We start from the raw sequence: 26,270 nt of genomic DNA, 5'->3' as shown, positions 1-26,270 counted from the left end.
GCGCCGCGCCGAACCCGCGCCCGGCGTTAAGCTTGCGTCCTTCCCATGGCGATCCCCCAGACTTTCATTCAGGAACTGCTCAACCGCGTCGACGTCGTCGACGTGGTGGGCCGCTACGTGCAACTCAAGAAGGGTGGCGCCAACCTGATGGGCCTTTGTCCCTTCCACGGAGAAAAATCACCCTCTTTCAGCGTCAGCCCGAGCAAGCAGTTCTATCACTGCTTCGGCTGCGGAGCCAACGGAAACGCCATTGGGTTCCTGATGGAACACGCCGGCATGAGCTTCATCGAGGCAGTCAAAGATCTCGCGCAGCAGGCCGGCATGCAGATTCCGGAAGACGAGGCCTCGCCGCAGGACCGTGAGCGCGCCGCTCAACAGCGCCAGAAGCAGGCCACGCTGACCGACGTGCTGGAGAAGTCGGCGCAGGCGTATGCCAAGCAGCTCAAAAGCACACCGCGCGCGGTCGCCTACCTCAAGGGACGTGGTCTCTCCGGCCAGGCCGCAAAAACCTTCGGCCTGGGCTACGCACCCGAAGGTTGGCGCGCCTTGGCCAGCGTCTTCCCCGACTACCAGACACCGCTGCTGGTCGAATCCGGCATGGTGATCGAGCACGAGGACGAAAAAGGAGCGGACGGCCAAGCCAAACGCTACGACCGCTTCCGCGACCGCATCATGTTCCCGATCCGCAACGTCAAAGGTGAGTGCATTGGCTTCGGGGGACGCGTGCTCGACAAGGGTGAGCCCAAATACCTCAACTCGCCCGAGACGCCGGTCTTCAGCAAGGGCCGTGAACTCTATGGGCTGTTCGAAGGCCGCACCGCCATCCGCGTCGCCGGCTACGCCCTGGTCACAGAAGGCTATATGGATGTGGTCGCCCTGGCCCAACTCGGCTTTGCCAACGCCGTCGCCACACTGGGCACCGCGTGCACACCCGACCACGTGCAGAAGCTCTTTCGTTTCACCGACTCGGTGGTGTTCAGCTTCGATGGCGACAGCGCGGGCCGACGCGCGGCACGCAAGGCGCTTGACGCCGCGCTGCCCTTGGCCACCGACACCCGCAGCGTCAAATTCCTGTTCCTGCCGGCCGAACACGACCCGGACAGCTTTATCCGAGCCAACGGCGAGGCCGCCTTTGCCGCGTGCGTCAAGGAAGCCATGCCACTGTCGCGCTTTCTGATCGAGTCCTCCAGCGCCGACTGCGACCTGTCCACCGCCGAGGGTCGAGCGCGCATGGCCAGCCAGGCCCGCCCCCTCTGGAGCGCCCTGCCCGATGGCGCACTCAAGCGCCAGCTCATTGGCGAACTCTCTGCCGGTATTGGCATTGGCAGCCAGGATCTGCTGCAACTCTGGCAGCAAACCGGCACCGGCTCGCGAAGCGGCCGCGCGCCAGCGCCCGCTGCCCCCCAGGCATCGCAGGCGTACGGCCACCAGGACGCCAGCCCCCCCACCGACGCCTATGCACCGCAAGGCAGTTCCTACCGAAGCAACAACAGCTATGGCGGCGGTGGCGGTAGTGGCAAGAGTTTCGGCGGCAAGTGGCGCAAAGGCCCACCGCCGCCGCCACGCATGCTCGGCACTCGCCACGTCGGTGGCAGCCGCGCCGACCGGGCTGTGAGCCTGTTGCTGACCAACGCATCGGCCTGGGACACGCTATCCGCCGACGACCACGCGCTGCTCGCCCACTTGGAGGCACCCCATGGTCCAGTATTCCACTGGCTGGAAGTCCAACTGCACGAACACGGTCACCAGCCCTGGGCCGCCCTGCGCGAGGCGCTGCGTGGCCACGAGCACGAATCCTTCGTCTGCAGTCAGGTCGAGCAGGTCCTCATGGGCACCGAGCCAGACAACGAGCTGGCCGAGCTGGCCGACGTGATGAACCGCTTGCGGCGCGACGGCCTCGAAGCGCAAGCCCGCCGGCTCGCTGAGCGCGTGAGTCGCGGCGACACCTCTGCAATGGACGAATACAAAAGCGTGCGCGACCGCCTGCAGGCCTTGATCACAGGCCAAACGGCATGAATCCACCGTCAACGGTATAATCCTGGGCTTTGCACCGCAAGCGCGACAGCAGCACCTCCGGCACCGGCCTCGCCCCTGTACAGGGTCAGATGGAACAAATTCCTGGCCACCTCGACGCCTCCTTGGCTCGACGGAACTCCGCAAGGACTGCACACCAAATGTTCGCCCCACAGCTTGCAGGCCTGCCCTTTCCGGCGAAAGGTAGGTGTTGTGCCCAACAAAATCACCGGGGGGACCGCGTCGCGCGGCCTTCAGGCGGATTGTGTGTGTGTGTGTTCAGCCGGTTCCAGTTCGACATTTTTTTGAGGTCCTCATGCCCGCGAAGAAATCCAGTACGCCCGTCGTGTCCAGCACCCGAACCGCCCCGAAGGCCAGCGCGCGCGTTGCAACCTCGGCCTTGCCCTCAAAGAAAGCCACTGCTGTGACCGAAAAGACCCCCGCCAAAAAAACCGTCGCAAAAGCCAAGCCCGATTTGACCGAAGAAGAAGCGCTCAACCAGAAAAAGAAGGCTGCGCCCCCTGCGAAGCCCGCTGCCAAGCGGGGCCGCAAGCCCAAGGCCGACAGCAAGGCCAAAGGCCAGAGCGATGCCGATCTTGACGATGCAGACCTGAGCGATATCGAAGACGACCTGGCGGGCGAGACCGAAGCCGAGGCCACCGATGCCACCCCGCAGACGGTCGAAAAGGTCAAGCCTCTGCGAATGAAGATCAGCAAGGCCAAAGAGCGCGCGCTGATGAAGGAATTCGGCCTGGACGAAACCGTCTTGTCCGAAGAAGAAGCGCGTAACCGCCGCGAACGCCTCAAAACCCTGATCAAGCTGGGCAAAACGCGCGGCTACCTCACACATGGCGAAATCAACGACCACTTGCCCGACAAGCTGGTCGAGGCCGAAACGCTGGAGGTTGTGGTCTCGTTGCTCAACGACATGGGCGTGGCTGTCTATGAACAAACGCCCGACGCCGAAACTCTGCTGCTGAACAACACCGGTCCGACGGCCGCCACCGAAGAAGAAGCAGAAGAAGAAGCCGAGGCCGCCCTGTCCACCGTGGACAGTGAATTCGGCCGCACGACCGACCCTGTGCGCATGTACATGCGCGAGATGGGCACGGTGGAGCTGCTCACGCGCGAGGGCGAGATCGAAATCGCCAAACGCATCGAAGGCGGCTTGAACGACATGATGGCTGCCATCAGCGAGAGCCCGGCGACAATCGCCGAAATTCTGCTGATGGCCGACGACATCCGCGAAGGCAAGGTTGTTATCTCCACCGTGGTCGACGGTTTTGCCGATGCCGACGCGGCCGACGACTATGTTGCCGAAGAAGACTTCGACGACTATGACGAAGCCGACGACGACGATGGCAAGGGCGGCTCCAAGGCGCTGACCCGCAAGCTCGAAGAACTCAAGCGCGAATCCCTGACCCGCTTCGACACGATGCGCGACCTGTTCGAAAAGCTGCACAAGATTTACGACAAGGAAGGCTACGGCACTCCTGCCTACCTCAAGACGCAGGTCGCGATCACCGAAACGCTGATGTCGATCCGCTTCACCGCCAAGGCAATTGAAAAACTGTGCGGTACCTTGCGCGGCCAAGTCGACGATGTGCGCAAGAAGGAGCGCGAACTGCGTCGCATCATCGTGGACAAGTGCGGTATGCCTCAGGAAACCTTCATCAAGGAATTCCCGCCCAATCTGCTCAACCTGAAGTGGGTGGAAAAGCAGGCCACAGCGGGCAAGCCCTGGAGCGTTGTGCTTGAGCGCAACATTCCCCCGGTGCAGGAACTGCAACAAGGTCTGATCAATATTCAAAGCAGCGTGGTCGTGCCGCTCACGCACCTCAAGGACATCCACAAACGGATGAACCAAGGCGAAGCGACCTCGCGCGATGCCAAAAAGGAAATGATCGAGGCCAACCTGCGCCTCGTGATTTCGATCGCCAAGAAGTACACCAACCGCGGCCTACAGTTCCTGGATCTGATTCAGGAAGGCAACATCGGCCTCATGAAGGCGGTGGACAAGTTCGAATACCGTCGTGGCTACAAATTCTCCACCTATGCCACGTGGTGGATTCGCCAGGCCATTACCCGCTCGATCGCCGATCAGGCCCGCACGATCCGCATTCCAGTGCACATGATCGAGACCATCAACAAGATGAACCGCATCAGCCGCCAGCACTTGCAGGAGTTCGGCTTCGAGCCTGATGCATCCATCCTGGCCGAGAAAATGGAGATGCCAGAGGACAAGATTCGCAAGATCATGAAGATTGCGAAGGAGCCGATCTCGATGGAAACCCCCATCGGGGACGACGACGACTCCCATCTGGGCGACTTCATCGAAGATCAGGCCAACACGGCCCCCATCGAAGCGGCCATGCAAGCCGGTCTGCGCGAAGTGGTCAAGGAAATCCTCGACAGCCTCACACCGCGCGAGGCCAAGGTGTTGCGCATGCGCTTTGGTATTGAAATGTCCACGGACCACACGCTGGAAGAAGTGGGCAAGCAATTCGATGTAACGCGCGAGCGCATCCGTCAGATCGAAAGCAAGGCCGTTCGCAAACTCAAGCATCCGAGCCGGTCAGACAAGCTGCGCAGCTTCATCGACACGCTGTAGCCTTATAAGGGGAGCCGCAACGCTCCCTTTTTTATACCCGACGCCTCAGGCCGCCAACAACCGGCTCATCACCGCCCGAAGCTTCGCGGGCGGAACGGGCTTGTACAACAGCGTGAGCCCCGCGCGTCGAACCTCCCGCGCGGTGTCGAGCGAGCTGTCACCCGTGAGCACGATGGCGGGAAGATTGGGACGCAAACGCAGACGCAGCCGTGCAATGAGATCCGTTCCTACTTCACCGGCATCCAAACGCAAGTCTGTCAGCACCAAATCGGGTGGATGAGGAAGGCGGGCGACCAGAGCCTCAGCTTGCGGTCCCGACGAAGCCGCCGTTACGCTGCAGCCCCATCGCTCTAACAGCCGACACGTGCGTTCAAGAATGACCAAATCATCGTCCACCAGCACCACCCGCAAACCGGAAAACGGCTTGCCCACAGGTTCATCGGAAACCACATCGGTCAACAATGCGTCGGTGCCCGTGGAAGCTGGCAACGTGCCACGCGGCACTTCCAAATAGAACCGGGAGCCCCGGCCAGGCTGGGAAGAAATGCGCGCGCGATAGCCCAACAGTTCCGAACAACTTCGAACTATCGCCAGACCCAACCCAACCCCTCCTTGCGAGTCGGTTCGATCAATCCGATAGAACTCGCGGAAGATGGCTTCCCGGTGCTCTCGCGGGATACCAGGGCCCGTGTCCCAAACCTCCAGGCGCAAAGCGTCACCTCGCTGGCGGCAGGTGACCACCACTCCGCCGGTTTCGGTATATCGCAGAGCATTCGAAATCAAATTGGACAAAATGCGCTGCAGCAAAGCCGGGTCGCTATAGGCAATGGCAGACGTTGGACACACCGCGAAACGCAGCCTCTTCTTTGCGGCCACGCTGCTGTACGCCTGGTGCAACTGCCCCAGGATGGGGTCCAGTGCGAATGGCATCAAATTGGGGACGATCATTCCTGTTTCGAGCCGCGACATCATCAAAATAGCGTCAAGCAAAGCGTACAAGCAAGCCGAAGGGGACCCCCACATCAAGCACCAGCGCAAGCACCTGCACCAGGAAATGCTGCAGGAGGGCGCGGTGGAGAAAACCCGGCAAGCATCGGCGGTGATCACCAACCCCACCCATCTGGCCATCGCCATCCTGTACGACAAGGACAAGACACCCCTGCCGGTGGTACTCGCCAAAGGCGAAGGCGCGCTGGCGGCCCGCATGGTGCAAGCGGCGCGGGAATCGGGTGTTCCGGTGTTGCAGAACATCCCCTTGGCGCGGGCCATGATGGAATCCGCCGAGGTCGATCAATACATTCCGAGCGAACTGGTCGAAGCGGTGGCCGAGGTGCTGCGGATGGTCGAAGCCATGAAACAGGAGCACAACCCATGAAAGCATCACAAAAGTCTCCCGCAGCCCACCCGGCGGTGGCCGCATACGCCGCACGGCAGGGCCTGGGCGCCGATGCGTTCAAGGCCGATGGCCGTCTTACGCTGCGCTTCGACGACCGCTATCGCGTGCACATGCAAGCGGCACCCAGTGGACGCATCGCCATCACGGCCCGGTTGCTGAGTCTGGGTTCGCTGGGCAGCAAGAAGGAGGACGTGCTGATGCACCTGTCCACACTGGCTGCCGGTTTGTTGCGGGACCACGGGTCGGGCCTTTGCATCGACACCCGCGACCAGACCTTGCAGCTCCAGGCACAGTTGGCCGCGGACACCAACCTCGAACGGCTCCAAGCCGAACTGGAAGACTTTCTCAACGCACTGGAGTTCTGGACGCGCACCTGTGCCAGCACCTCCACGACGACCGTCGCCCGAGCCCTCTAGGAGCTTTCATGCCGTCCCCTTGCCGACGCCCATTCCCTTTTCAGACCGCGCGCATCCTCGCTGGCTTGCGGGCCACCGTGCTGGCCACCTGTCTGAGTTCCGGCGCGGCCCTATCGGGACCCGTTCCTTGGCCCGATGCGCCTTTCAACCACTATGCGGAGAACGTGTCCCTCGCATCGGTGTTGGCGGAGTTCGCGGCCGGGTTCAGCCTGGCCCTGTCCATGCAGCCTGGCATCGAAGGCACCGTCAACGGTCGATTCAGCGCCAAGAATCCCACCGAGTTCATCTCGCGCCTGGGCGGCATATACGGCTTCACCTGGTTCACCCATGCGGGGACCTTGTACATCTCCAAAGCCAACGAGACCGTCACACGCGGCCTGCCCGTTCCTGGCGGCGGCGTGAGCAACCTGCGCAAGGCCTTGACAGACCTCGGCGTTCTCGAGCCCCGATTCGGTTGGGGAGAACTCCAGGACCAGGGCGTGGTCATGGTCTCCGGACCACCCAGCTACGTGAGTCTGATGGAGGCGACCCTGAAGCAGCTGCCGCCGGCCAGTGGCGCTCAGCAAGTGGCCGTCTTTCGTCTGCGCCATGCATCGGCCGAAGACCGCACGATCCGCTACCGCGACCGCGAAGTCGTCCAGCCCGGCCTGGCGACCGTGCTTCGCAATCTGGTGGTCGACCGAGGAGGCTCGCCGGCCACGGGCTTCGTGTGGGACGAGCGCCTGAACCCTTCGGCTTCCACCTCCTCCGCCCCGCGCACGGTCACGGTCAACAGCGACAGCGGCACGCCCGTCACGGGTGGCAGTGGTGCGCCGGTGGCGTCCGGCAGCGCTCAGGCCAATGCGCCTGCCGCCGACAGCGGTCGCGTCATCTCCAGCAATGGCCGCTCAAACGTCCGCACGCGCGGCCCTTCCGTGCAATCCGATCCGCGGCTGAACGCCCTGATCGTGGAAGACCTCCCCGAACGCATTCCGCTGTATGCCAAGATCATCGAACAGCTGGACGTGCCCACGGCTCTGATCGAGATCGAGGCCATGATCATCAACGTCAATTCCGACAAGGCGCGCGAGCTGGGGATCAACTGGGCCGGCAGGGTGGGCAACAACTCAGCCCTCGGTTTTGGTGCCTTGAACGCCACGCCACAGCCGGGCACCCTGTCGCTGGTGCACGCCGCATCCGCTACGATCAACCCGGGGTCGGTGGCGGTCAACGCCGGCGGCTATCTGATTGGTCAGATCCGCTTGCTCGAAAGCACCGGAGACGCGAGCATACAGAGCCGCCCTTCGGTACTCACCAGCGACAACACCGGAGCGCTGCTGGATCTCTCGGAAACGTTCTACGTGCGCCTGCAGGGCGAACGGGTGGCCTCCCTCACACCCGTGACCGCAGGCACCACCTTGCGGGTCACGCCGCGCGTGATCACCGAGGGCCAGGAGCGCTTTGTGCAACTGACGGTCGACATCGAGGACGGCCGCATCGAAGACCGGCAGATAGACACACTGCCCACCGTGGGACGCAGCACCGTCAGCACCCAAGCCATCGTGCGGGAGAACGACTCGCTGGTGATCGCCGGCCACACCTCGGACAGCAACACGACCAGCGACCAGCGCGTGCCCTTCCTCAGTGACATCCCTGGACTGGGTGTGTTGTTCACCAGCCGCTCTCGCACCACGCAACGGCGCGAACGCTTGTTCGTCATCAAGCCCACCATCATCAGCGCGCCCGGCACGTGGGCGCCACCACCCCTCGTCCCTCAGGAGCCCACACGCACGCCGCCTTGAGCCCTTCGAAGAACGATCCCGACACATCCAGACGGAGGCCCATCGGCCTCCTTCTTTTTGGACCCTTCTGCGCCTGCGTCGAGGCAGAACGAAGCCCCAAATTCCGTTACTCAAAAGCCCGCAAGCCCTCGGGCTTCGAGCCCGTGAGCACATGAAGAAACAAATCACCCCAAGGAGTACCACGATGGACCGAATTGCCTACGAAAAATTCTGCCGCGACGCCAGCAGCAGCCTGGACCTTCCCAACACCGAGCGTCTGGGGGAAGGCGGTCTGGTGGACGTGGATGGTGTGGAGATGCAACTCGTGTGGAACGGGACGCGGCACATGCAGCTGCACATGGAGGTGGGGGCTCTCGAAGACCAGAGCCGTCTGGAAGCCTATGAAGCCGCGCTGACGTTTCAAGCCCAACTGGCGGGCCTGGTGACGGGCATGTTTGTGCTGGACGTCGCAGGCGACCGGTTGATGTTCACCTTGGCCATTCCCATGGCCGAGCCCATGGAAGGCGTCGACCTGGCCTATGTATTACGCGGGTTTGCCGCTCAGGTGACGGATTGGCGCTGCACCATCCTGCGGGGCAAGGTGCTGGCCGAAGTCTGAACCCGGATGCCGCCCCGGGCGGCGCGCAAGCATGCACGCGGCGATGCAAGGAGGTGTGCGCGAGGTCCGACGATGCGAGAATAAAACGCGCTCGACAGGCATTCATCACCCACCTTCATGCCCACACCTTTCGTCCAACCCAACAGCGTATTCACACGTTCCCTGAGCAATCGGTTGGACGAAATCGGCGCACTCGCCGACGCGCTGACGCAATGGGCTTCGGGAGCACAAGTGCCTTGCGCCACGGTGCGGGCGGTGCACCTCATGCTCGACGAGCTGATCACCAACGTGGTGGAACATGGCTACGCGCCCACGCAGCACGGCGAGATTCACGTGAACGCCTGGCTATCCCCCGGCCAGATCGAGGTCCAGGTGCGCGACCACGCCGTGGCCTACAACCCGCTCACCGCGCCCACGCCCGACCTGCTGGCGGACATCGACCACCGGGCCATCGGTGGCCTGGGCATTCACTTCGTGCGCCAGCTGGCCGATGAGGCTTCCTACGCGCGGGTGCGCGAAAACGGCCGGGACACGAACCTCGTGCACATCGTCAAGCGGTATCCACCGCCGGGCGATCACACGCGGCGCTGAACGGCGCCTGCGGCCCCCTCCCGGTCGTCGCCCGGCAGGCGCACTGACACTTCCAGCCCGGGTCGCGCATTGCGCACCTGCAGCCCTCCCCCGTGTGCCTGCGCAACGAGTTTGCACAGGTACAAACCCAAACCCACACCACCCGCGCTGCGGGTGCGCGCGGCATCGGGACGGTAGAAGGGCTGCGCGAGGTTCGGGATCTGGTCGTCGGGCACACCGGGGCCGTGGTCGCGCACGGTGACTTCGATGCCCGGCGCTCCTTCGATCGTGCGAACGTGCAGCTCAACAGGCCGGTCCGCGCCCGCGTTGTGGCGCAAGGCGTTGTCCAGCAGGTTGCGCAGCAGCAGGCGCACCCGGATGCGGTCGAGCGCCAGCGAGGGCAAGTCCGGCGCCAGATGCACGGCAATGTCGCGCGCCGCAGGCTGGGTGGCGGCGAGTTCGTCGATGACTTCGCGCACCAGGCTGGCCGGGTCAGTAGGTTCGCGGCGCAAGGCTTTGTGCCGGCCCGCCAGGCGCTCGCTCTCCAGCAGGTCGCTGATGAGGCGCGCCATTTCGCTCAGATCGCGCAAGAGGGCCTGGCGCTGTGGCGCGACTTCGTCCGACTCGGGCAGCAACTCGGTGTTGAGCCGGGCACGCGTGAGCGGGCTGCGGAGCTCGTGGCTGATGGCCAGCAGCAGCGCGCGCTGGGCTTCGAGCATCTGGTGGATGTCGTGGCCCATGGTGTTGATGGTGGCCGCGAGTTGGCCGAGTTCGTCGGGCCGGTGCGCATGGCGCACGGGAATGGGTTCGCCGAACTCGCCAGCGCCAAAGCGCAGCGCGCCCTGGCGGATATGGTCCAGCGGGCGCAGCAGGCGGCGCACGTACAGGTAGGCCAGCAACGTGAGCGTGAGCAAGGCAACCAGGGTGTAGCCCACCAGCTTGGGGCGTCGGTCGAACGCGGCTTCGTTCACACCGAATTCGATGCGGTGGCCATCGGCCGTCGCGCGTTGCAGCAATTGCTGCCAGTCCGCGTCGTCGCCCCAGCCGGCACCATCTTCGCGGTCCGCACGCCACTGGTCACGTCGCCAGCGTGGGTGCTCCTGGTCAGGGTGCGAGCGCCAGTTCACCCGCGGACCGCTGATGTCGATGGTGATCGGCAGGCGTTGCGTCAGTGCCTGGGCGCGCCCGATATCGGGCGATACACCCTGGGCCGAGACCTCGTTGGCCAGGCGGTCGACGTAATCCATGAGCAAGGGCCGGGCGGCTTCGCGCCAGCCCACGGAGAAGGCTTTCTGCACGCCCGCGATGAAGGTGAACGACATGGCCGAGGCCAGCAGCAGAAACACCAGCACCATGCGCAGCTTGAGCGAGCAGCGCACGGCGTTGAGCGCGCGGCGGTACCAGGGCAAGGCGGTGGCGGTCATGTCAGCGGTGCCGCTTGGGCAGCGCCAGCGTATAGCCGGCGTTGCGCAGCGTTTTAATGCAGTCCAGCGGCTCGAGCTTCTTGCGCAGGCGGCTCACCACGATGTCGACCGCGCGGGTGTAGAGGTCGGCCTCGTGGCCGCGCAACTGGTTGAGGATGTCGTCGCGGTTGAACACGCGGCCCGCATCGCGCGCAAGCAGGTGCAGCAGGTCGAACTCGGTGCTGGTGAGTTCTACCGGCTCGCCCTGGCGCAACACGCTGCGCCGCGTCGGGTCGATGCTCAGGCCATCGAAGTGCAACACGCCCTGCTCGACCACGGCCGTGGCCATGGCCATGGCCATGGCCGGTGTGGCCGGTCCATTGCCGCCGTTGCGACGGCGCAGCACGGTCTGAATGAGTGCCACGAGTTCGCGCGGCTCGAAGGGTTTGGGCAGGTAGGCGTCTGCGCCGAGTTCGAGGCCGACCACGCGGTCCATCACGTCGCCGCGCGCGGTGAGCATGACGATGGGGATGTCGCTTTCCTTGCGGATGGTGCGGCAGAGCTCGAAGCCGTCCATCTCGGGCAGCATGACGTCGAGGATGGCGGCATCGAAGGCTTCGCCACGCAGACGCGCCAGGCCCTCACCGGGCCGCAGCGCGTGGGCGAGCGCGAGCTCGAACCGCTGGAAGTAGGTGGTCAGCGGCGGTCCGAGCTGTTCGTCGTCGTCGATGAGCAGGATGCGGGGCATGGGGCATTGTCGCCCAGTGGGGCGATCAACCGCGCGCGAACCAGCCTCGGCGTTTTTGCAGGCGCTCGCGCACCTCGCCCTGTTGCGTGGGGTTCAGGCTGTCGTAAAAATCGGCCAGCGCGTTGATCACTTCGGGGCTGCTCACTTGAACCGCGCGGGTCTTCTCGTCGAGCAGGTGCAGGGCGCGGGCGCGGTCGAACTTGTCGCCCGACACCAATGCCTGCATCTCGGCGCGCGGGTTGGTGGTCTGGCCAATCATGGCCAGGCGCTGCGCTTGCACCTTGTCGGCCAGCACGTTGAGTTTTTGCTGTTGTTCGGCGTTGAGATCGAGTTTGCTGGTGATGCGGTTGACCACCTTGCCACGCACTTCGGTGATCTTCTCGGGGCTCATGGGCCCGCGTTCGTGGTGGCGTGTGCCGCAGGCAGCCAGGCTGCCGACCGCGATGGCCACGCCGGTGAAGCCCATGAGCGAGCGTTTGATCCAGGTTTTCATGTGATGTCCTTTCGATGGGACGGTTGAACATGACCCAGATGGTGCCGAGCGGACACGCCAGCGTCGTCTCGGCGCGGTATCGCTATGTTTCGGTTTTTTTCAGCGCCCGCGCGAAGCGCGACGGGGGGTCAATAAGCCTCCGTGTCGATCTCTTTGTTCGCCTGCTCGGTGTACCGGTTTCCACTCACCGTTTTCTGGTTGATCAGCGCATCGAGCCTGGCCAGCGTGGCCGCGTCCAGCTTCACGTCGGCAGCGCCGAGGTTGTCCAGCAGGTGGGCTTCGCGCGCGGTGCCGGGAATCGGCAGGATGTCCGGCCCCTGGTGCAACAGCCAGGCCAGCGCCAGTTGGGCCGGCGTGCAGCCCACCTCTTGGGCAATGGCACGGTAGGCGGGAAGCAATTGCAGGTTGCGGCCGAAATGCTCGGGCTTGAAACGCGGCATCGGCAGGCGGATGTCCTTGGGGTCGAAGCTGCCCACATTCAGATCGGGGCCGCACAAGAACCCGCGTGCCAAAGGGCTGAAGGCCACGAAGGCAATGCCGAACTCGCGGCAGGTCTCGAGCACCGCAATTTCGGGGTTGCGCGTCCACAGCGAGTACTCGGTCTGCAAGGCGGTGATGGGGTGCACCGCCTGCGCCTTGCGCAGGGTGGCGGCCGAGACCTCCGACAGGCCCAGCGTGCGCACCTTGCCCGCGCGCACCAGGTCGCTCATCGCGCCGACGCTCTCTTCCACCGGCACCTGTTTGTCCCAGCGGTGCAGGTAGTAGAGGTCGATGACGTCGGTTTTCAGCCGGCGCAGGCTGTCTTCGCAGTTCTTGCGAATGGCCTCGGGCCGGCCGTCGATGACGCGCTTGACACCATCGTCGAACTGCACGCCGGCCATGCCGCCTTTGCTGGCCAGCGTGAACTGGCTGCGGTGCTTGGCCAGCACGTTGCCCACGTGCGTTTCGCTCGCGCCAAAACCGTAGAGCGCTGCGGTGTCGAAGTGGGTCACGCCGTTGTCCAGCGCGGTCAGCAGCACGCGCTCGGCCTGCTCTTTCGACACAGGCGCTCCGTAGGCATGGCAGATGTTCATGCAGCCCAGCCCGATGGCCGAGACGCTGAAGGGACCGAGTGGGCGCTGCTGCATGGCGATCACCCTTGCGCGTTGAGTTGCTGTTCGAGCTTGTGCAGCACCTGGTAGCAGGCGAGCACCTTGGCCACGCTGGAATTGGGTTCGCGGCCTTCCCGGATGGAGGCGAAGAACTCGCGGTCCTGCAACTCGATGCCGTTCATGCTCACCGCCACCTTGGACACGTCGACCTTCTCGTCCTTGCCCGTGTACAGGTCGTCGTAGCGTGCAATGTAGGTCGCGTTGTCGCCGATGTAGCGGAAGAAGGCACCGAAGGGCCCATCGTTGTTGAAGCTCAGGCTGAGCGTGCAGATCGCGCCGTTGGCGGCCTTGAGCTGGATGCTCATGTCCATGGCGATGCCCAGCGTGGGATGGATCGGACCCTGGATGGCGTTGGCCTGCACGATCGGGCTGTTGGCCTGGTAGGCAAAAAGGTCCACCGTGTGTGCGGCGTGGTGCCACAGCAGGTGGTCGGTCCAGCTGCGCGCCTGGCCGAGTGCGTTGGTGTTGGTGCGGCGGAAGAAATAGGTCTGCACATCCATCTGATGGATGTTGAACGTGCCAGCCTGGATCTGGTTGTGCACGAACTGGTGGCTGGGGTTGAAGCGGCGCGTGTGGCCGCACATGGCGACAAGGCCCGTCTTCTTCTGCAGCGCGACGACGTCGTCCGCACCCTGGAGGCTGTCGGCCAGCGGAATTTCCACTTGCACGTGCTTGCCGGCCTTCAGACAGGCCAGGGTCTGTTCGGCGTGCATCTGCGTGGGCGTGCAGAGGATGACGGCGTCCAGGTCCTTGAGCGCGAGCGACTCGGACAGCTCGGTGGTGACGTGGCCAATACCGTACTGCTTCGCCACTTCCTGGGTCTTGTCCCGTTCACGGCCGATCAGCGAGATCACCTCGACGCCGTCGATGTTCTTGATGCCGTCCAGGTGCTTGATGCCGAAGGCGCCGGCGCCCGCGAGGGCGACTTTGATGGTTTTGCTCATATCTTTACTCCAGTTGGGGACAGAGCTGGCCGCTGCGCGACTGCGGTCTGCCCCGCAAGCTTATTGGTTTTCCAGGATCAGGTGGCCCACCGCCGTGTTCGACGCAGGCACATGGTAGAAGCGTTGCACAGCCTTCGGGCGGGGGCCGCCGGCGGCGTCGGCCATCGCGCCGCGCGCGATCAGCCACATCACCAGTTCGATGCCTTCGCTGCCCGCTTCGCGCACGTAGTCGATGTGCGAAATGTTCGCCGCGGCTTCGGGGTCGTGGATCAGCTTGTCGAGGAAGGCGTTGTCGAAGTCCTTGTTGATCAGCCCCGCGCGCGGGCCTTGCAACTGGTGGCTCATGCCCCCCGTGCCCCAGATGTGCACGTTGATGTCTTCGTCGTAGCTCGCCACCGCCTTCGCGATCGCCTTGCCCAGGTTGTAGCAGCGCTGCCCACTGGGCACAGGGTACTGCACCACGTTGACGGCGAAAGGAATCACCGGGCAGGGCCAGGCACCCTTCACCGGGTCTTGCGGGCCGCACATCAGCGACAGCGGCACGGTCAGGCCGTGGTCCACGTCCATCTTGTTGACGATGGTGAGGTCGAAGTCCTGCTGGATCACCGATTGCGCGATGTGCGAGGCCAGTTCCGGGTGACCGATCACCTTGGGCACGGGGCGCGGGCCCCAGCCTTCGTCGGCCGGCTGGTACTCGGCGGCGGTGCCGATGGCGAAGGTCGGGATCATGTCCAGGCTGAACGCGGTCGCGTGGTCGTTGAAGACCAGGAAGATCACGTCGGGCTTGTGGTCCTTCATCCATTGCTGGCCAAATTCGTAGCCCTTGAAGACCGGCTGCCAATACGGCTCATGGGTCTTGCCCAGGTCGAGTGCCGCGCCGATGGCGGGCACGTGCGAGGTGTAGACGGATGCGGTGATGCGGGCCATATCAGTGTTCTCCTTGGGGTTGGCGGTGCGCCTGCGCATCGCCGTCTTCGCCGACCACGCGGTTGCCGTCGGCCGAGCGGCCGCCAGCCACCATCATGTTGCGGTACTCCTCCTCGGTCATGCCGGTCATGGAGCCGGCCATCTGCTGGAAGCTCTTGCCGTCGGTGGCACCGATCTTGGCCAGGAAATAGATGTTGCCGCCCAGCCGAATGCACCAGTTCAGGTCGCGCGCGAGCACGGCCTGCTTCTGCTCTTCGGTCATGGCCCACTCGTCGAGGTAGGCGCGCTCGTCTTTCTTGAAGCGCTCGCGGTTCTCGGCCTTCATGAGACTCATGCAGAACTGGTTGAGCCAGTAGCCCTTGCGGCTTTGTTCGGCGTCGAAGATGGTCGTGCCGGGCACGTCCAGGTAGGGTTTGTCGAGTGCCATGTCAGACCTCCTCTGGCCAGTACAACTTCATGGGGTTGGTCACCAGCAGCTTCTTCTGCTCTTCGGGGGTGGGTGCGATCTGGGGAATGAAGTCCACCAGCAGGCCGTCGTCGGGCATGTGCTTCTTCAGGTTGGGGTGCGGCCAGTCGGTGCCCCAGATCACGCGGTCGGGGAATTCTTGCACCACGCGGCGCGCGAACGGCACCACGTCCTGGTAGGCGGCCTGCTCGCCGTCCAGCGCCTTCGGGCCGGTGACGCTCAAGCGCTCGGGGCAAGTCACCTTGCTCCACACATTGGGGTTCTCGCGCATGAACTTGAGGAACAGCGCGAACTCGGGGCCATCCACCGGCTTGGTCACATCGGGCGTGCCCATGTGGTCCACCACCACGGTGGTGGGCAGCGCGGTGAAGAAGTCCCACAACTCGGGCAGGTCCACCGCTTCGAAGTAAATCACCACGTGCCAGCCCAGTTTGCCGACGCGCGTGGCGATCTCCAGCAATTCGTCCTTGGGCGTGAAGTCGACCAGACGCTTGACGAAGTTGAAGCGCACGCCGCGCACGCCAGCGGCGTGCAGGCGCTGAAGTTCCTCGTCGGAGACGCTGCGCTTGACCGTGGCCACGCCGCGTGCCTTGCCACCGCTGGAGAGGCAGGCGTCGACCATGGCGCTGTTGTCCGCACCGTGACAGGTGGCCTGCACCACCACGTTGCGCGAGAAGCCGAGATGGTCGCGCAGAGCGAACAGCTGGGCCTTGCTCGCGTCGCACGGCGTGTATTTGCGCTCGGCTGCGTAAGGGAATTCGGCGCCGGGGCCGAACACGTGGCAGTGCGCGTCAACCGCGCCTGCGGGCAACTTGAAACGCGGCTTGCTCGGGCCGTCGAACCAGTCGAGCCAGCCCGCGGTTTTGGTGAAGTCGCCGGAAGTTGGTTTGCTCATGTGCCGTCCTCAGTCGATATAGCGAAGACCTGCAGCGGCAAGCGGTTCGCGCATCTTGTACATGTCCAGCCCCAGCACGCCGCTGGCCAGCTTGGCGCGCTTTTCACCCTCGAAGCTCTCGCGCTTCTGGGCGGCCGCCAGCGTTTCCACCGCGCGCGCGGCGGGCACGCAAACGACGCCGTCGTCGTCGGCCACGATCACGTCACCCGGCGTCACCAGCATGCCGGCACAGACCACGGGGATGTTCACCGAGCCGATGGTGGCCTTGATGCAGCCCTTGCTGCTGATGGCTTTGCTCCACACCGGGAAGTTCATCTCCTGCAGGGTCTTCACGTCCCGCACGCCGGCATCGATGACGAGCGCGCGCGCACCGCGCGCCTGGAACGAGGTGGCGAGCAGATCGCCGAAGTATCCGTCGGTGCACTCCGCGGTGATGGCGGCCACGACGATGTCACCGGGCTGGATCTGCTCGGCCGCGACGTGCAGCATCCAGTTGTCGCCGGGGTGCAGCAGCACGGTGACGGCGGTGCCGCTGACCTGCTGGCCCGGGTAGATCGGGCGCATGTAGGGCTTGAGCAAGCCGACGCGGCCCATGGCCTCGTGGACCGTGGCGGAGCCGAGTGCGGCCAGGCCGTCAGCGGCCTCGCGGTTGGCGCGGGTGATGTTGCGGTAGACAACGCCAAGTTCGTACATATCAAAGTCCTTTCGATTTGAGACGCGCGTCCAGGCGCGGGAACACGCGGCGCACGTTGCCTTCGTAGATCTGGTGCTTGTCCTCGGCACTCAGAATCGTCGACGCTTCGATGTAGCGCTTGGTGTCGTCGTAGTAGTGGCCGGTGGTCGGGTCGATGCCGCGCACCGCGCCGATCATTTCGCTGGCGAACAGCACGTTCTTCACCGGGATCACGGTGTTGAGCAGGTCGATGCCGGGCTGGTGGTACACGCAGGTGTCGAAGAACACGTTGTTCATCAGGTGCGTGTCGAGCAACGGCTTCTTCATCTCCTGTGCCAGACCACGGAAACGGCCCCAGTGGTACGGCACCGCGCCACCGCCGTGCGGAATCAGGAACTTCAGCGTCGGGAAGTCCTTGAACAGATCGCCCTGGATCAGCTGCATGAAGGCCGTGGTGTCGGCGTTGAGGTAGTGCGCGCCGGTGGTGTGGAAGCAAGCGTTGCAGCTGGTGCTCACGTGGATCATGGCCGGCAGGTCGTACTCGGCCATCTTTTCGTAGATCGGGTACCAGTGCTTGTCGGTCAGCGGCGGGCTGGTCCAATGGCCACCTGACGGATCGGGGTTCAGGTTGATGCCGACCGCGCCGTATTCCTTGACGCATTTCTCCAACTCGGGAATGCAGGTCTTGGGGTCCACACCAGGCGATTGCGGCAGCATGGCCACGGGCACGAAGTGGTCCGGGAACAGCGTGGAGACGCGGTAGCAGAGCTCGTTGCAGATGGCGGCCCAGGTGCTGGAGACGTTGAAGTCGCCGATGTGGTGCGCCATGAAGCTCGCGCGTGGCGAGAACAGCGTGATGTCGCTGCCGCGCTCCTTCATCAGCTTGAGCTGGTTGGTCTCGATGGACTCGCGCAGCTCGTCGTCGCTGATCTTCAGGTCGGCCACCTTCGGGCTCACCGCGGGGTCCTGGATGCCAGCGATCTGCTGGTTGCGCCAGGCTTCCAGCGCCTTGGGCGCCGTGGTGTAGTGGCCATGGCAATCGATGATGAGGCTCATGCGGGCTGTCTCCTGAGAGGGTTTTCGGAAATCGGAAGGATCAGATCGGCTCCATGCCCTGGCGGCGCTTGGCCGCTTCGGCATCGGGCGAGTTCAGGAAATCGAGCAGGGCGCGCACGCACGCGGCCTGCTCGGGGCGGCCGGCCAGGCCCATGGGCAGGCCGGCCGAGAAGATGGTGTCGAAGTTCAGCTCGGCGGGCATGGTGCCCAGCACGGCAATGCCCTGCACGTGGATGAGCTCGCTCAGCTGTTGAAAGCCCAAGTCGGCCTCGCCCTGTGCCACCAGCGAGCCCACCGGCACGCCGGGACGCGCCTGCACGAGCCGCTCGCGCACCGCGTCCCCCATGCCCCAGCGCTCGAACAAGGCGACCAGCGCCGTGCCGCTGGGGCCGGTGGAGTAGCCGATGCGCCGGGCCGCACGCACCGCCTGCTGCAGCGCGGCTTCGGTGCCGATGTCGGGCTGCGCTGCACCCTGGCGCGCGGCCACCGCCACGCTGGAGCGCACCAGGTCCACCCGGCTGCCCGCCTGCAAGTGGCCCGCGGCGATCAGCCGGTCGATCGCGTCGGAGGCCAGCACCACCACGTCGAAGGCTTCGCCGGCCGCCACGCGCTGGGCGGCATCCACACCACCCACGGACTCGATGGCCACCGCGCAGCCCGTGCGGCGTTCGAACGCGCTGGCCAGCTCGGCCAGCACCTGCCGGGTGGCCATGGACGAAATGCCTCGCAGGGTGGGGGTTGTCTCGGTGTTCATGGTGTTGTGCGTGAAAGACTGCGCATTGTGGCCCGCACCACCCCTGAGGAAAAGACACTAGCTAGCCTATCAGCTAGAACAAAATTACATAACTATGATGGTGCGGCTATGGACCTGAAACAACTCGAATACTTCGTGCGCGTGGCCGAACTGGGCAGCTTCACCCGCGCGGCCATCGCCCTCAACGTGGCGCAACCCGCGCTCTCGCGCCAGGTGCGGCTGCTCGAAGTGGAGCTGCGGCAAAACCTGCTGGTGCGCAACGGCCGCGGGGCCACGCCCACCGAAGCCGGCACGCTGTTGCTGGCGCACGGGCGCGGCATCCTGCACCAGGTGGAGCGGGCGCGCGAGGAACTGGGGCGGGTGCGCGGTGCGCTGGCCGGGCGCGTGGCCATCGGCCTGCCACCCAGCCTGGCGCGCGTGATCACGGTGCCGCTCACGCGGGCGTTCCGCCAGCAACTGCCGCAGGCCAGCCTGTCGATCAGCGAGGGGTTGTCGATGTCCATGCGCGAGGCGCTGGTGACGGGGCGGCTGGATATTGCGGTGCTCTACAACGCGCTGCCCTCGCCCGACCTGGAGATTTCGCCCTTGCAGGACGAGGAACTGGTGCTGGTGGAACCACGGCCGCCGGGCCTGTCCGAAGACCCCCCGCCGCTGCCCATGCCGCTGCGCGAGGTTGCGGTCCTGCCCTTGGTGATCCCGAGCCGGCCCAATGCGATCCGCATGCACGTGGAGACCGAGATGGCCAACATCGGCTGCCGGCCCAACATCGCGCTGGAAATCGACGGTGTCTCGGCCATCCTCGATCTGGTGGCCGACGGTGTGGGTGCCGCCCTGCTCGCGCCCAACGCCGTGCTGAGCTCGATCCGCCCCTCCGCCTACCGCATGCGCGCGGTGTGCGACCCGCCGCTGCGCACCCGCCTGTGCCTGGCAGTGAGCTCGCAGCGCCCCGCTACGCTGACACAGCAGAAGACGCTGGAGCTGATTCGACATTTGATGGGGTGATGCGCACGGAGGTACTTGCACGCGCCCTCACCCCGACCCTCTCCCGCAAGCGGGAGAGGGAGCGAAGACACAGCCTCCGGCGCGCGTGCCTTCATCCAGAGGCATCGAGGGACGGCTTGTATGGTTGAGGTGTTGGGGTGGAGGGCCTGGAAGTACGGCTATCGGCTTGGACCGACTGGCGGAGATTGCCCCCACCCCGCCTTTCAGCGTCGATAAGGAACTGAGCGGCACCCAGTAGCGCCGATCTTGAAGCAAGCTAACGCGGCTGGCGGGAATTTCCACCCCAACACTTGCCATTCTTTCTCGCAGGAGGTTGCCATGCAAGAAGTCCATGTGTTCATCGGGGTAGATGTGGCCAAGGCCGAACTCGTCGTCGCCACGGCCTCCCAACCAGGATGCCGCAGCATCGCCAACGAGGTCGGCGCCATCAGCGCCTGGCTGCGTGAGCTACCAGACAACACCCTTGTGGCCATGGAGTCCACCGGGCGCTACCACCAACTGCTCGCCACCCTGGCACACGCAGCGGGTCTGCAGGTGTTCGTGCTCAACGCCCGCGATGTGTTCTTCTACGCCCGCGCCCTGGGCGCTCGGGCCAAGACCGATCGGCTCGATGCCCATGTGATCGCCCGTTACCTTCTTGAACATCATGAGCACCTGCACCCCTGGCAGGCTTGCTGCCCCGCGCTCGCTCAGGTCAACACCCTGCTCGCGCAGCGTTGGACGGTAGTGACCAAACGCACCGCGCTGCACCAGTCGCTACAGGGCTGTGATGCAGCCATCGCTGCCGAGCTAGGGGCCCTGGATGCGGCCTTCGCCACGCTGCTCAAGGCCATGGATGCGCGCATCGCAGCACTGTTCGCAAAGGATGCCCGCTTGGCAGAGCAACGGGCTTTACTGCAAAGCATCGTGGGCGTGGGCGCGCAAAGCAGTGCATTGCTGGCCAGCGTGCTGGCCCAGCTGGACTTTGCCAGCGCCGATGCCTTGGTGGCCTACAGTGGGCTGGACCCGCGTGCCTGTGATTCGGGCCGCAGTCGAGGCCACCGAAGGCTCTCAAAACGCGGACAACCGGCTCTACGACGCCAGATGTACCTCGCCGCCATGTCGGCCTGCCACACCAAGACATTTGAAGCCACGTACAAGGCTTTGCGCCAGCGCGGCCTGAAGACCACCGAAGCCCTCGTTGTACTGGCTCGCAAGCTCCTGCGTATCGCCTTTGCCGTCTGGCGCTCTGGCAAACCATTCGAGCCTCAGCGATATGCACCCAGCGCTTGACTTCTATCCATAGAACCTCCGCCGGCCCAAGCTGCCGTCCCCCCTCCAAGCGCCGAAGGCGCGCAAGAGAGGGGGGAAGCCGCGTCAGCGGCGCAGGGGGGTGGTCACTGCTTCTGGATTTTTGCCCGCTCGATCACGCCGCTCCAGCGGCGGATGTCCGATGCGAGCAAGGCAGCGTTCTGCTCTGGCGTGCTGGAACGCGCATCGATGTTGAGGTTGCGCAGCTTCTCGCGCACGCCCGGATCGGCCACCGCCGTGACGATCTCCTTGTTCAGGCGTTCCACCACCGCGCGCGGCGTCTTCGAAGGCACCGCCAGCGCGTTCCACGACGAGGCGATGTAGTCCTTCACGCCCGCTTCCACGGCCGTGGGCACGTCGGGCAGCACGATGGAGCGCTTCTCGCCCGTCACAGCCAGCGCGCGCAGCGCGCCACCCTGGATCTGCGTGAGCACCGGCGCGAGGATTTCCACCGCCACGTCGACCTGCTGGCCGCGGATGGCGCCGATCAGCGCCGGCGAGCCGTTGTAGGGAACGATCTGCGCGTCGATGCCGGCCGTGCTCTTGAACAGCTCGGCCGCCAGGTGCTGCGTGCTGCCGATGTTGATGCTGCCGATGTTGATCTTGCCGGGGTTGGCCTTGGCGAACTTCACCAGATCGGCCAAGGTCTTGTGCGGCGAGTTCGCGGGCACGACCACGGCAATGTCAAAGTAGCCCAGCGTGGAGACCGGCGTGAAATCCTTGATCGTGTCGAACGGCAGCTTGTTGAACAGGCTGGCCGTCACGGCGGTGCCGTTGGACATCAGGAACATGGTGTAGCCATCGGGCTCGGATCGGGCTACCGACTCGGCCGCCACCACGCCGCCCGCGCCAGGGCGGTTGTCGATCACCACCGGTTGGCCGAGTTGGCTGGTGAGCTTCTCGGCCACGATGCGCGCGGTCAGGTCGCCCACGCCACCCGGGCCGAACGGCACGACGATGCGCAGGCCTTTGGACGGAAAGGTCTGGGCCTGCGCCGGCAGGGCCACCAGGCCAAAGGCTGCGGCGGCCAGCGAGGCGGCCAACACGGTGCGGCGGTGAAGGGAAGCGATAGATTTCATGGATTCATCCTACGAATTGAACCAACCAAAGGGAGATGGGTGGAAAGAAAAGAAGAAGCAACGTGCGAACCACGTCGCTGGCCAGGAAGGGCAGCACACCACGGTAGCTCTCACCAATGGGCACGTCCTTGGCCAAGCCGTTGACGATGTAAACATTCAGGCCCACCGGCGGCGCCAGCAAGCCAAAGCCCACGGTCATCAACACCATGATGCCGAACCAGATCGCCACCGATTCAGCCGGCATGCCGAAGTCCAACCCCATGATCACGGGAAAGAAGATCGGAATGGTCAGCAGAATCATGGAGAGCTCGTCCATCACGGCGCCGAGCACCACGTAGAACAGCAGGATGGCGGAAACCACCATCACCGGCGAGATGGACCAACCCTTGATCACATCGGCCAGCATCGCGGGCACCTGCGTGAGCGCCAATGCCGAGTTCATCAGGTCCGCGCCGATGAAGATCATGAAGATCATGGCGCTGGCCGCCGCAGTGGAATAGAAGCACTGCTTGACCTTGGCCCAGGTGAGTTCGCGCTTGAGCGTGGCCGCAACGAAGGTGGCCGCCGCGCCCACGCCCGCGCCCTCGGTGGGCGTGAACAGGCCGCCGTAGATGCCGCCGAACACCACCAGGAACACCACGGCGATCGGCAGCACGCCCTTGAGCGCGGTCCAGGTGAGCTTGCTCTGCTCGGCATCGTGCTCCGGCGCGTGGCCGGGCACCAGGCGCACGTACACCGCGATCGCGATCATGTAGCCGGTCATGGCGATGATGCCGGGCACCATGGCGGCGGCGAACAGCTTGGCGATGTTCTGCTCCGTGAGGATGGCGTAGATCACCAGCGGCACCGAGGGCGGAATGAGGATACCCAAGGTACCACCGGCGGCCAGCGTGCCAGTGGCCAGACGTCCTGAATAGCCGTGGCGCTTCATCTCGGGCAAGGCCACCGAGGTGATGGTGGCGGCCGTGGCCACCGAAGAGCCGCAGATGGCACCAAAGCCCGCGCTGGCCAGCACCGCGGCCATGGCCAGGCCGCCCTTGAAGCGCGACGTGACCACGCTGGCGAACTGGAACAAGGCCTTGGAGATGCCACCCTGCGTGGCGAAGTTGCCCATCAGGATGAACAGCGGAATCACCGACAGGTCGTAGCTCGCGAAACGCGCGAAGGCCACGCCGTTGAGGTTGTTGAGAAAGGGGGGCAGGCCCACCTGGTAGATGTAGCCGAAGGTGCCGGCGGCAAACATGGAGACGGCGATCGGCACGCGGATGGCCATGAGCACCAGCATCACGGCGAAGATCAAGCCCGCCAAGGTCAAGGCGCTCATGCGTCCTGCTCCGGGAAATGGCCCAGGAACACCTGGGTCAGGGCGATGACGCCGGTCAACAGGAAGGCCGGCACCATGAAGGCATAGGTGATCCACTCGGGAAAGCCCAGCATCATGGTGGTGGTCTGCGAGGCATGGGCGCTCATGCCGCCGACGGTGGTGCGCCAGGCCAGGCCGATCATCAGGGCCGCCAGCAGCAGGCTGCCGAAACGGTCCAGGCGCTCGATGCCACGGGAAGACACGCGGGAGGTGAAGAAGTCGACGATGATGTTCTCGCGCTTGAGTTGGCACCAGGGCATGAACAGCGCGATGGCCGCGCCCGCCGTGACCGCCGTGAGTTCGTAGTCGCCCACCAGCGTGACGCCGATGGTGTTGCGGCCGATGAGGCTGATGCAGGTGATCAGGGTGATCACCGTGAGCAGCACGCCGGCCAGGATGGCGCAGAAGCGCGCCAGCAGAGACAGCAATTTCAACTTGTCACCCTTCCATGTGAGCCGAAGGCGGGGTCCACCGCGGTCTTCGGACCGCGGTGGGGCCGCATCTTATCGCTGGTACTTCGCGATCAGCGCGCGGGCTTCGGACACGAGCTTGGCGCCATCGATGTTCTTGCCCTTCATTTCATTGATCCAGTCGGTCTCCACGGTGGCCGCGGTGCGGCGCCAGCGCTGCGTCTCGGCGGCGTCGAGCGCGACGATGTTGTTCTTGGCCTTGACCGCGATGTCGCGGCCGATCTTGTCGCCCTCGTCCATGGCGCGGCCGAACAGGGCTGCGGTCTCCATGCCCGAGTTCTTGTCGATCACGGCCTTGAGGTCGGGGGGCAGCTTGTCGTAGGACGCCTTGTTCATCGAGAACGCGAAGGTCTGCGTGTACAGGCCCGTCTTGCCGGCGAAGGTGGTGTGGTTCTTCACCAGTTCGGTGACCTTGAGCGAGGGGGTGACTTCCCACGGAATGGTGGTGCCTTCGATCGTGCCTTTGGTGAGCGCATCGGTCACGGCCGGCACCGGCATGCCCACGGGGGTCGCACCCAGCTTGGTGAGCATGTTGTTGATCACGCGCGAGCCGCCGCGCACCTTCATGCCGCGCAGGCTTTCCAGGCCGGTCACTGGCGTCTTGGTGTGAAACAGGCCCGGGCCGTGCGTGTGCACCGCGATCAGTTTGACGCTGCTGAATTCGTCGGCGGCGTACTTCTCGACGTACTCCTGGAACGCGCGCGAGGACTCTTCGGCCGAGCCGCTCATGAAGGGCAGCTCGAACACCTCGGACTTGTTGAAGCGGCCCGGGGTGTAGCCCAGCACCGTCCACGTGAGGTCGACCACGCCGTCGCGCGCCTGGTCGAACAGCTGCGGAGGCGAGCCGCCGAGCGACATGGCGTGGAACAGCTGCACCTTGATGCGGCCACCCGACTCGGCTTCGACTTTTTGTGCCCAGGGCACGATGGCGCGCGCGGGAATGGTGGCTTGTTGCGGCAGCATCTGGTGCAGGCGCAGCGTCACGGTCTGTTGCGCCAGTGCCGGCGCAGCCAGCGTGGCGAGGGCTACCGCGCCCAGAGCGGCCAAGGTGGCACGGCGTTGAAAGAATCTCATGCTTGTCTCCTGTTCCTCATCGGGCCAGACCGGGAGCGTGTGGGCGCACTCCGGGCTGGCGGGCTTGCTGAACGTCTGGGGCCCACACTGTGCATGCCAACTGGGTTCTTCGCCAGTCGTCTATCTCACTTTCAGTTATGCCAATCCCTTATGAAGAAGGGCGGCGGGGGGTCTTGCATCTACCGTCTCCGAATGAGTTTGATGGCCGCGATGGACTCGGGCGCGTGCAAGGTGGCGCGCCCGTCCAGCACTTCGCGCAGGTTGCGCTGCGCCAGTCGCGAGTGCTCGCGCATGAGGGCCTCGGCGCGCGCGCCTTCGCGTTGTTCGATCGCATCGAGCACCTGCCGATGCTGGTCTTGCGCCACCACGAGCATGTCGCGCGCGCGCTGCGAGTGGGCCTGCAGCACCACGAAACCCGACGGGGAGGCAAAGGGCAGGCTGAGCACCATGTCCAGTTGGCGGACGATGGTGGGGCTGGCCGCCATCTCCCACAGCAACACATGGAACTCGCTGTTGAGTGCCACGTAGCTGGAGAAGCCGACCTCGTCGAGCGCGGGCGCGGCCAGCACGGCATCGATGCGGTTGAGGCATTGCCGCGCTTCGCCCAGCACCGCGCCCGGCGCGCCCCGCTCTGCCGCCAGGCGCGCCAGCAGGCCTTCCAGGGTGCCGCGCAGTTCGATCGCATCGGCGATGTCCCGCTCGGAAAAGGTTTTCACCGCATAGCCCCCGTTGGGCAGGGCTTCCAGCAGGCCCTCCTGCTCCAGGCGCATGAGCGCCGCGCGGATGGGTGTGCGGGAAACGCCCAGGCGCTCGACGATGTTGAGTTCGGCGATGCGCGAGCCCCCCGCCAGCTCGCCCGAGAGGATCAGTTCGCGCAGTTGCAGCAGCGCACGCACTTGCGCGCTTTCGGCACCGGGCTCGGCGCGGGGTGCATCCGTTGCAGCGGGAGGCAGTGTGGTCATGGGATACGGAATGTATACAAAAATCGAAGAAGCGATATCAATAGAGACCCGATCACGGGTTTTCCATAGGTTTCTGTATTCAACAAACGCTGTCAAAGTGCGCGTTCAGCCTATTTCAGCCCAGACCTCAGGACG

26 protein-coding genes are annotated in these 26,270 nt (G+C 64.7%); 9 read left to right on the top strand and 17 right to left on the bottom strand.

Going from position 1 to position 26,270, the window contains the following annotated elements:
• The first annotated feature begins 45 nt into the window (after positions 1–45).
• The gene (gene dnaG / locus F9K07_RS12270; RefSeq protein ID WP_159593475.1) at positions 46–2,016 is read left to right on the top strand and encodes a DNA primase; all 1,971 of its coding nucleotides are present in this window, start codon (positions 46–48) and stop codon (positions 2,014–2,016) included.
• Positions 2,017–2,329: 313 nt separating this feature from the next.
• Positions 2,330–4,624, top strand: coding sequence for an RNA polymerase sigma factor RpoD (gene rpoD / locus F9K07_RS12265; RefSeq protein WP_159593473.1), 2,295 nt, complete (start codon positions 2,330–2,332; stop codon positions 4,622–4,624).
• A gap of 45 nt (positions 4,625–4,669) precedes the next feature.
• On the opposite strand, the gene F9K07_RS12260 is transcribed toward rpoD, so the two are convergent.
• Positions 4,670–5,623, bottom strand: a complete 954-nt coding sequence (locus tag F9K07_RS12260) for a hybrid sensor histidine kinase/response regulator (protein WP_328794054.1) — start codon at positions 5,621–5,623, stop codon at positions 4,670–4,672.
• Here F9K07_RS12260 and F9K07_RS12255 point away from each other — a divergent pair.
• From F9K07_RS12255 to F9K07_RS12235, 5 genes are all read left to right on the top strand, one after another.
• Positions 5,532–5,999, top strand: a complete 468-nt coding sequence (locus F9K07_RS12255; RefSeq protein WP_328794053.1) for an EscU/YscU/HrcU family type III secretion system export apparatus switch protein — start codon at positions 5,532–5,534, stop codon at positions 5,997–5,999. The genes F9K07_RS12260 and F9K07_RS12255 overlap by 92 nt on opposite strands.
• Positions 5,996–6,436, top strand: coding sequence for a CesT family type III secretion system chaperone (locus F9K07_RS12250; RefSeq protein WP_159593467.1), 441 nt, complete (start codon positions 5,996–5,998; stop codon positions 6,434–6,436). The genes F9K07_RS12255 and F9K07_RS12250 overlap by 4 nt, the downstream gene beginning before the upstream one ends.
• Positions 6,437–6,444: 8 nt before the next feature.
• A complete protein-coding gene (gene sctC / locus F9K07_RS12245) occupies positions 6,445–8,217 on the top strand; it encodes a type III secretion system outer membrane ring subunit SctC (RefSeq protein WP_159593465.1) in 1,773 nt (590 codons plus the stop codon).
• Positions 8,218–8,401: 184 nt separating this feature from the next.
• Positions 8,402–8,815 (top strand): hypothetical protein, encoded by a 414-nt coding sequence (locus F9K07_RS12240; protein ID WP_159593463.1) that lies wholly within the window; start codon positions 8,402–8,404, stop codon positions 8,813–8,815.
• 117 nt (positions 8,816–8,932) lie between these two features.
• On the top strand, positions 8,933–9,406 hold the full coding sequence (locus F9K07_RS12235) for an ATP-binding protein (protein ID WP_159593461.1): 474 nt from the start codon (positions 8,933–8,935) through the stop codon (positions 9,404–9,406).
• On the opposite strand, the gene F9K07_RS12230 is transcribed toward F9K07_RS12235, so the two are convergent.
• The 11 genes from F9K07_RS12230 to F9K07_RS12180 all read right to left on the bottom strand — a co-directional run bounded on the left by F9K07_RS12230 (position 9,391) and on the right by F9K07_RS12180 (position 18,895).
• The gene (locus F9K07_RS12230) at positions 9,391–10,809 is read right to left on the bottom strand and encodes a sensor histidine kinase (protein WP_159593459.1); all 1,419 of its coding nucleotides are present in this window, start codon (positions 10,807–10,809) and stop codon (positions 9,391–9,393) included. The genes F9K07_RS12235 and F9K07_RS12230 overlap by 16 nt on opposite strands.
• Position 10,810: 1 nt before the next feature.
• Positions 10,811–11,536, bottom strand: a complete 726-nt coding sequence (locus F9K07_RS12225; protein WP_159593457.1) for a response regulator transcription factor — start codon at positions 11,534–11,536, stop codon at positions 10,811–10,813.
• A 25-nt stretch (positions 11,537–11,561) separates the two neighbouring features.
• Positions 11,562–12,029 (bottom strand): Spy/CpxP family protein refolding chaperone, encoded by a 468-nt coding sequence (locus tag F9K07_RS12220; protein WP_159593455.1) that lies wholly within the window; start codon positions 12,027–12,029, stop codon positions 11,562–11,564.
• 128 nt (positions 12,030–12,157) lie between these two features.
• Positions 12,158–13,156: an aldo/keto reductase gene (locus tag F9K07_RS12215; RefSeq protein ID WP_159593453.1), complete on the bottom strand. Its 999-nt coding sequence runs from the start codon at positions 13,154–13,156 to the stop codon at positions 12,158–12,160.
• Between the two features lie 5 nt (positions 13,157–13,161).
• Positions 13,162–14,124 carry a Gfo/Idh/MocA family oxidoreductase gene (locus tag F9K07_RS12210; RefSeq protein ID WP_159593451.1) on the bottom strand — a complete coding sequence of 321 codons (963 nt, stop codon included), beginning with the start codon at positions 14,122–14,124 and terminating at the stop codon, positions 13,162–13,164.
• Positions 14,125–14,184: 60 nt separating this feature from the next.
• Positions 14,185–15,051, bottom strand: a complete 867-nt coding sequence (locus F9K07_RS12205) for a class III extradiol dioxygenase subunit beta (RefSeq protein WP_159593449.1) — start codon at positions 15,049–15,051, stop codon at positions 14,185–14,187.
• Position 15,052: 1 nt separating this feature from the next.
• Positions 15,053–15,478, bottom strand: coding sequence for a protocatechuate 4,5-dioxygenase subunit alpha (gene ligA / locus F9K07_RS12200; protein ID WP_159593447.1), 426 nt, complete (start codon positions 15,476–15,478; stop codon positions 15,053–15,055).
• Between the two features lies 1 nt (position 15,479).
• Positions 15,480–16,412 carry an amidohydrolase family protein gene (locus F9K07_RS12195; protein ID WP_159593445.1) on the bottom strand — a complete coding sequence of 311 codons (933 nt, stop codon included), beginning with the start codon at positions 16,410–16,412 and terminating at the stop codon, positions 15,480–15,482.
• Between the two features lie 9 nt (positions 16,413–16,421).
• Entirely contained in the window at positions 16,422–17,105 is a 684-nt protein-coding gene (ligK, locus tag F9K07_RS12190; RefSeq protein WP_159593443.1) for a 4-carboxy-4-hydroxy-2-oxoadipate aldolase/oxaloacetate decarboxylase, read from the bottom strand.
• A 1-nt stretch (position 17,106) separates the two neighbouring features.
• On the bottom strand, positions 17,107–18,141 hold the full coding sequence (locus F9K07_RS12185; RefSeq protein ID WP_159593441.1) for an amidohydrolase family protein: 1,035 nt from the start codon (positions 18,139–18,141) through the stop codon (positions 17,107–17,109).
• Between the two features lie 40 nt (positions 18,142–18,181).
• Positions 18,182–18,895 (bottom strand): substrate-binding domain-containing protein, encoded by a 714-nt coding sequence (locus F9K07_RS12180; RefSeq protein ID WP_236581932.1) that lies wholly within the window; start codon positions 18,893–18,895, stop codon positions 18,182–18,184.
• A gap of 108 nt (positions 18,896–19,003) precedes the next feature.
• Between F9K07_RS12180 and F9K07_RS12175 the strand changes: the two genes are divergently transcribed.
• Positions 19,004–19,897: a LysR substrate-binding domain-containing protein gene (locus F9K07_RS12175; protein ID WP_159593439.1), complete on the top strand. Its 894-nt coding sequence runs from the start codon at positions 19,004–19,006 to the stop codon at positions 19,895–19,897.
• Positions 19,898–20,215: 318 nt separating this feature from the next.
• Positions 20,216–21,169, top strand: coding sequence for an IS110 family transposase (locus tag F9K07_RS12170; protein WP_159593437.1), 954 nt, complete (start codon positions 20,216–20,218; stop codon positions 21,167–21,169).
• A 104-nt stretch (positions 21,170–21,273) separates the two neighbouring features.
• On the opposite strand, the gene F9K07_RS12165 is transcribed toward F9K07_RS12170, so the two are convergent.
• From F9K07_RS12165 to F9K07_RS12145, 5 genes are all read right to left on the bottom strand, one after another.
• Complete coding sequence (locus F9K07_RS12165) at positions 21,274–22,266, bottom strand: Bug family tripartite tricarboxylate transporter substrate binding protein (protein WP_159593435.1); 993 nt, start codon at positions 22,264–22,266, stop codon at positions 21,274–21,276.
• A 4-nt stretch (positions 22,267–22,270) separates the two neighbouring features.
• Positions 22,271–23,590, bottom strand: a complete 1,320-nt coding sequence (locus F9K07_RS12160) for a TRAP transporter large permease (RefSeq protein WP_159593433.1) — start codon at positions 23,588–23,590, stop codon at positions 22,271–22,273.
• Positions 23,587–24,063, bottom strand: a complete 477-nt coding sequence (locus tag F9K07_RS12155) for a TRAP transporter small permease (RefSeq protein WP_159593431.1) — start codon at positions 24,061–24,063, stop codon at positions 23,587–23,589. Before F9K07_RS12155 ends, F9K07_RS12160 begins: the two co-directional genes overlap by 4 nt.
• A gap of 69 nt (positions 24,064–24,132) precedes the next feature.
• The gene (locus tag F9K07_RS12150; protein WP_159593429.1) at positions 24,133–25,173 is read right to left on the bottom strand and encodes a TRAP transporter substrate-binding protein; all 1,041 of its coding nucleotides are present in this window, start codon (positions 25,171–25,173) and stop codon (positions 24,133–24,135) included.
• A 179-nt stretch (positions 25,174–25,352) separates the two neighbouring features.
• Positions 25,353–26,135 carry a GntR family transcriptional regulator gene (locus F9K07_RS12145; protein ID WP_159593427.1) on the bottom strand — a complete coding sequence of 261 codons (783 nt, stop codon included), beginning with the start codon at positions 26,133–26,135 and terminating at the stop codon, positions 25,353–25,355.
• Positions 26,136–26,270: the final 135 nt, after the last annotated feature.

It is taken from the genome of Hydrogenophaga sp. BPS33 (assembly GCF_009859475.1).
Lineage (GTDB): Bacteria > Pseudomonadota > Gammaproteobacteria > Burkholderiales > Burkholderiaceae_C > Hydrogenophaga.
This window is presented reverse-complemented; position numbering and strand designations above follow the sequence as displayed.

Coding starts and splice junctions, on each gene's coding strand:
- F9K07_RS12185 (WP_159593441.1), bottom strand. CDS start 18,141: ATGAGCCTCATCATCGATTGCCATGGCCACTACACCACGGCGCCCAAG.
- F9K07_RS12225 (WP_159593457.1), bottom strand. CDS start 11,536: ATGCCCCGCATCCTGCTCATCGACGACGACGAACAGCTCGGACCGCCG.
- sctC (WP_159593465.1), top strand. CDS start 6,445: ATGCCGTCCCCTTGCCGACGCCCATTCCCTTTTCAGACCGCGCGCATC.
- F9K07_RS12160 (WP_159593433.1), bottom strand. CDS start 23,590: ATGAGCGCCTTGACCTTGGCGGGCTTGATCTTCGCCGTGATGCTGGTG.
- F9K07_RS12240 (WP_159593463.1), top strand. CDS start 8,402: ATGGACCGAATTGCCTACGAAAAATTCTGCCGCGACGCCAGCAGCAGC.
- F9K07_RS12210 (WP_159593451.1), bottom strand. CDS start 14,124: ATGAGCAAAACCATCAAAGTCGCCCTCGCGGGCGCCGGCGCCTTCGGC.
- F9K07_RS12145 (WP_159593427.1), bottom strand. CDS start 26,135: ATGACCACACTGCCTCCCGCTGCAACGGATGCACCCCGCGCCGAGCCC.
- F9K07_RS12195 (WP_159593445.1), bottom strand. CDS start 16,412: ATGAGCAAACCAACTTCCGGCGACTTCACCAAAACCGCGGGCTGGCTC.
- F9K07_RS12165 (WP_159593435.1), bottom strand. CDS start 22,266: ATGAAATCTATCGCTTCCCTTCACCGCCGCACCGTGTTGGCCGCCTCG.
- F9K07_RS12235 (WP_159593461.1), top strand. CDS start 8,933: ATGCCCACACCTTTCGTCCAACCCAACAGCGTATTCACACGTTCCCTG.
- F9K07_RS12220 (WP_159593455.1), bottom strand. CDS start 12,029: ATGAAAACCTGGATCAAACGCTCGCTCATGGGCTTCACCGGCGTGGCC.
- F9K07_RS12215 (WP_159593453.1), bottom strand. CDS start 13,156: ATGCAGCAGCGCCCACTCGGTCCCTTCAGCGTCTCGGCCATCGGGCTG.
- F9K07_RS12150 (WP_159593429.1), bottom strand. CDS start 25,173: ATGAGATTCTTTCAACGCCGTGCCACCTTGGCCGCTCTGGGCGCGGTA.
- F9K07_RS12205 (WP_159593449.1), bottom strand. CDS start 15,051: ATGGCCCGCATCACCGCATCCGTCTACACCTCGCACGTGCCCGCCATC.
- F9K07_RS12175 (WP_159593439.1), top strand. CDS start 19,004: ATGGACCTGAAACAACTCGAATACTTCGTGCGCGTGGCCGAACTGGGC.
- rpoD (WP_159593473.1), top strand. CDS start 2,330: ATGCCCGCGAAGAAATCCAGTACGCCCGTCGTGTCCAGCACCCGAACC.
- F9K07_RS12180 (WP_236581932.1), bottom strand. CDS start 18,895: ATGAACACCGAGACAACCCCCACCCTGCGAGGCATTTCGTCCATGGCC.
- F9K07_RS12170 (WP_159593437.1), top strand. CDS start 20,216: ATGCAAGAAGTCCATGTGTTCATCGGGGTAGATGTGGCCAAGGCCGAA.
- F9K07_RS12250 (WP_159593467.1), top strand. CDS start 5,996: ATGAAAGCATCACAAAAGTCTCCCGCAGCCCACCCGGCGGTGGCCGCA.
- F9K07_RS12230 (WP_159593459.1), bottom strand. CDS start 10,809: ATGACCGCCACCGCCTTGCCCTGGTACCGCCGCGCGCTCAACGCCGTG.
- dnaG (WP_159593475.1), top strand. CDS start 46: ATGGCGATCCCCCAGACTTTCATTCAGGAACTGCTCAACCGCGTCGAC.
- F9K07_RS12255 (WP_328794053.1), top strand. CDS start 5,532: ATGGGGTCCAGTGCGAATGGCATCAAATTGGGGACGATCATTCCTGTT.
- ligA (WP_159593447.1), bottom strand. CDS start 15,478: ATGGCACTCGACAAACCCTACCTGGACGTGCCCGGCACGACCATCTTC.
- ligK (WP_159593443.1), bottom strand. CDS start 17,105: ATGTACGAACTTGGCGTTGTCTACCGCAACATCACCCGCGCCAACCGC.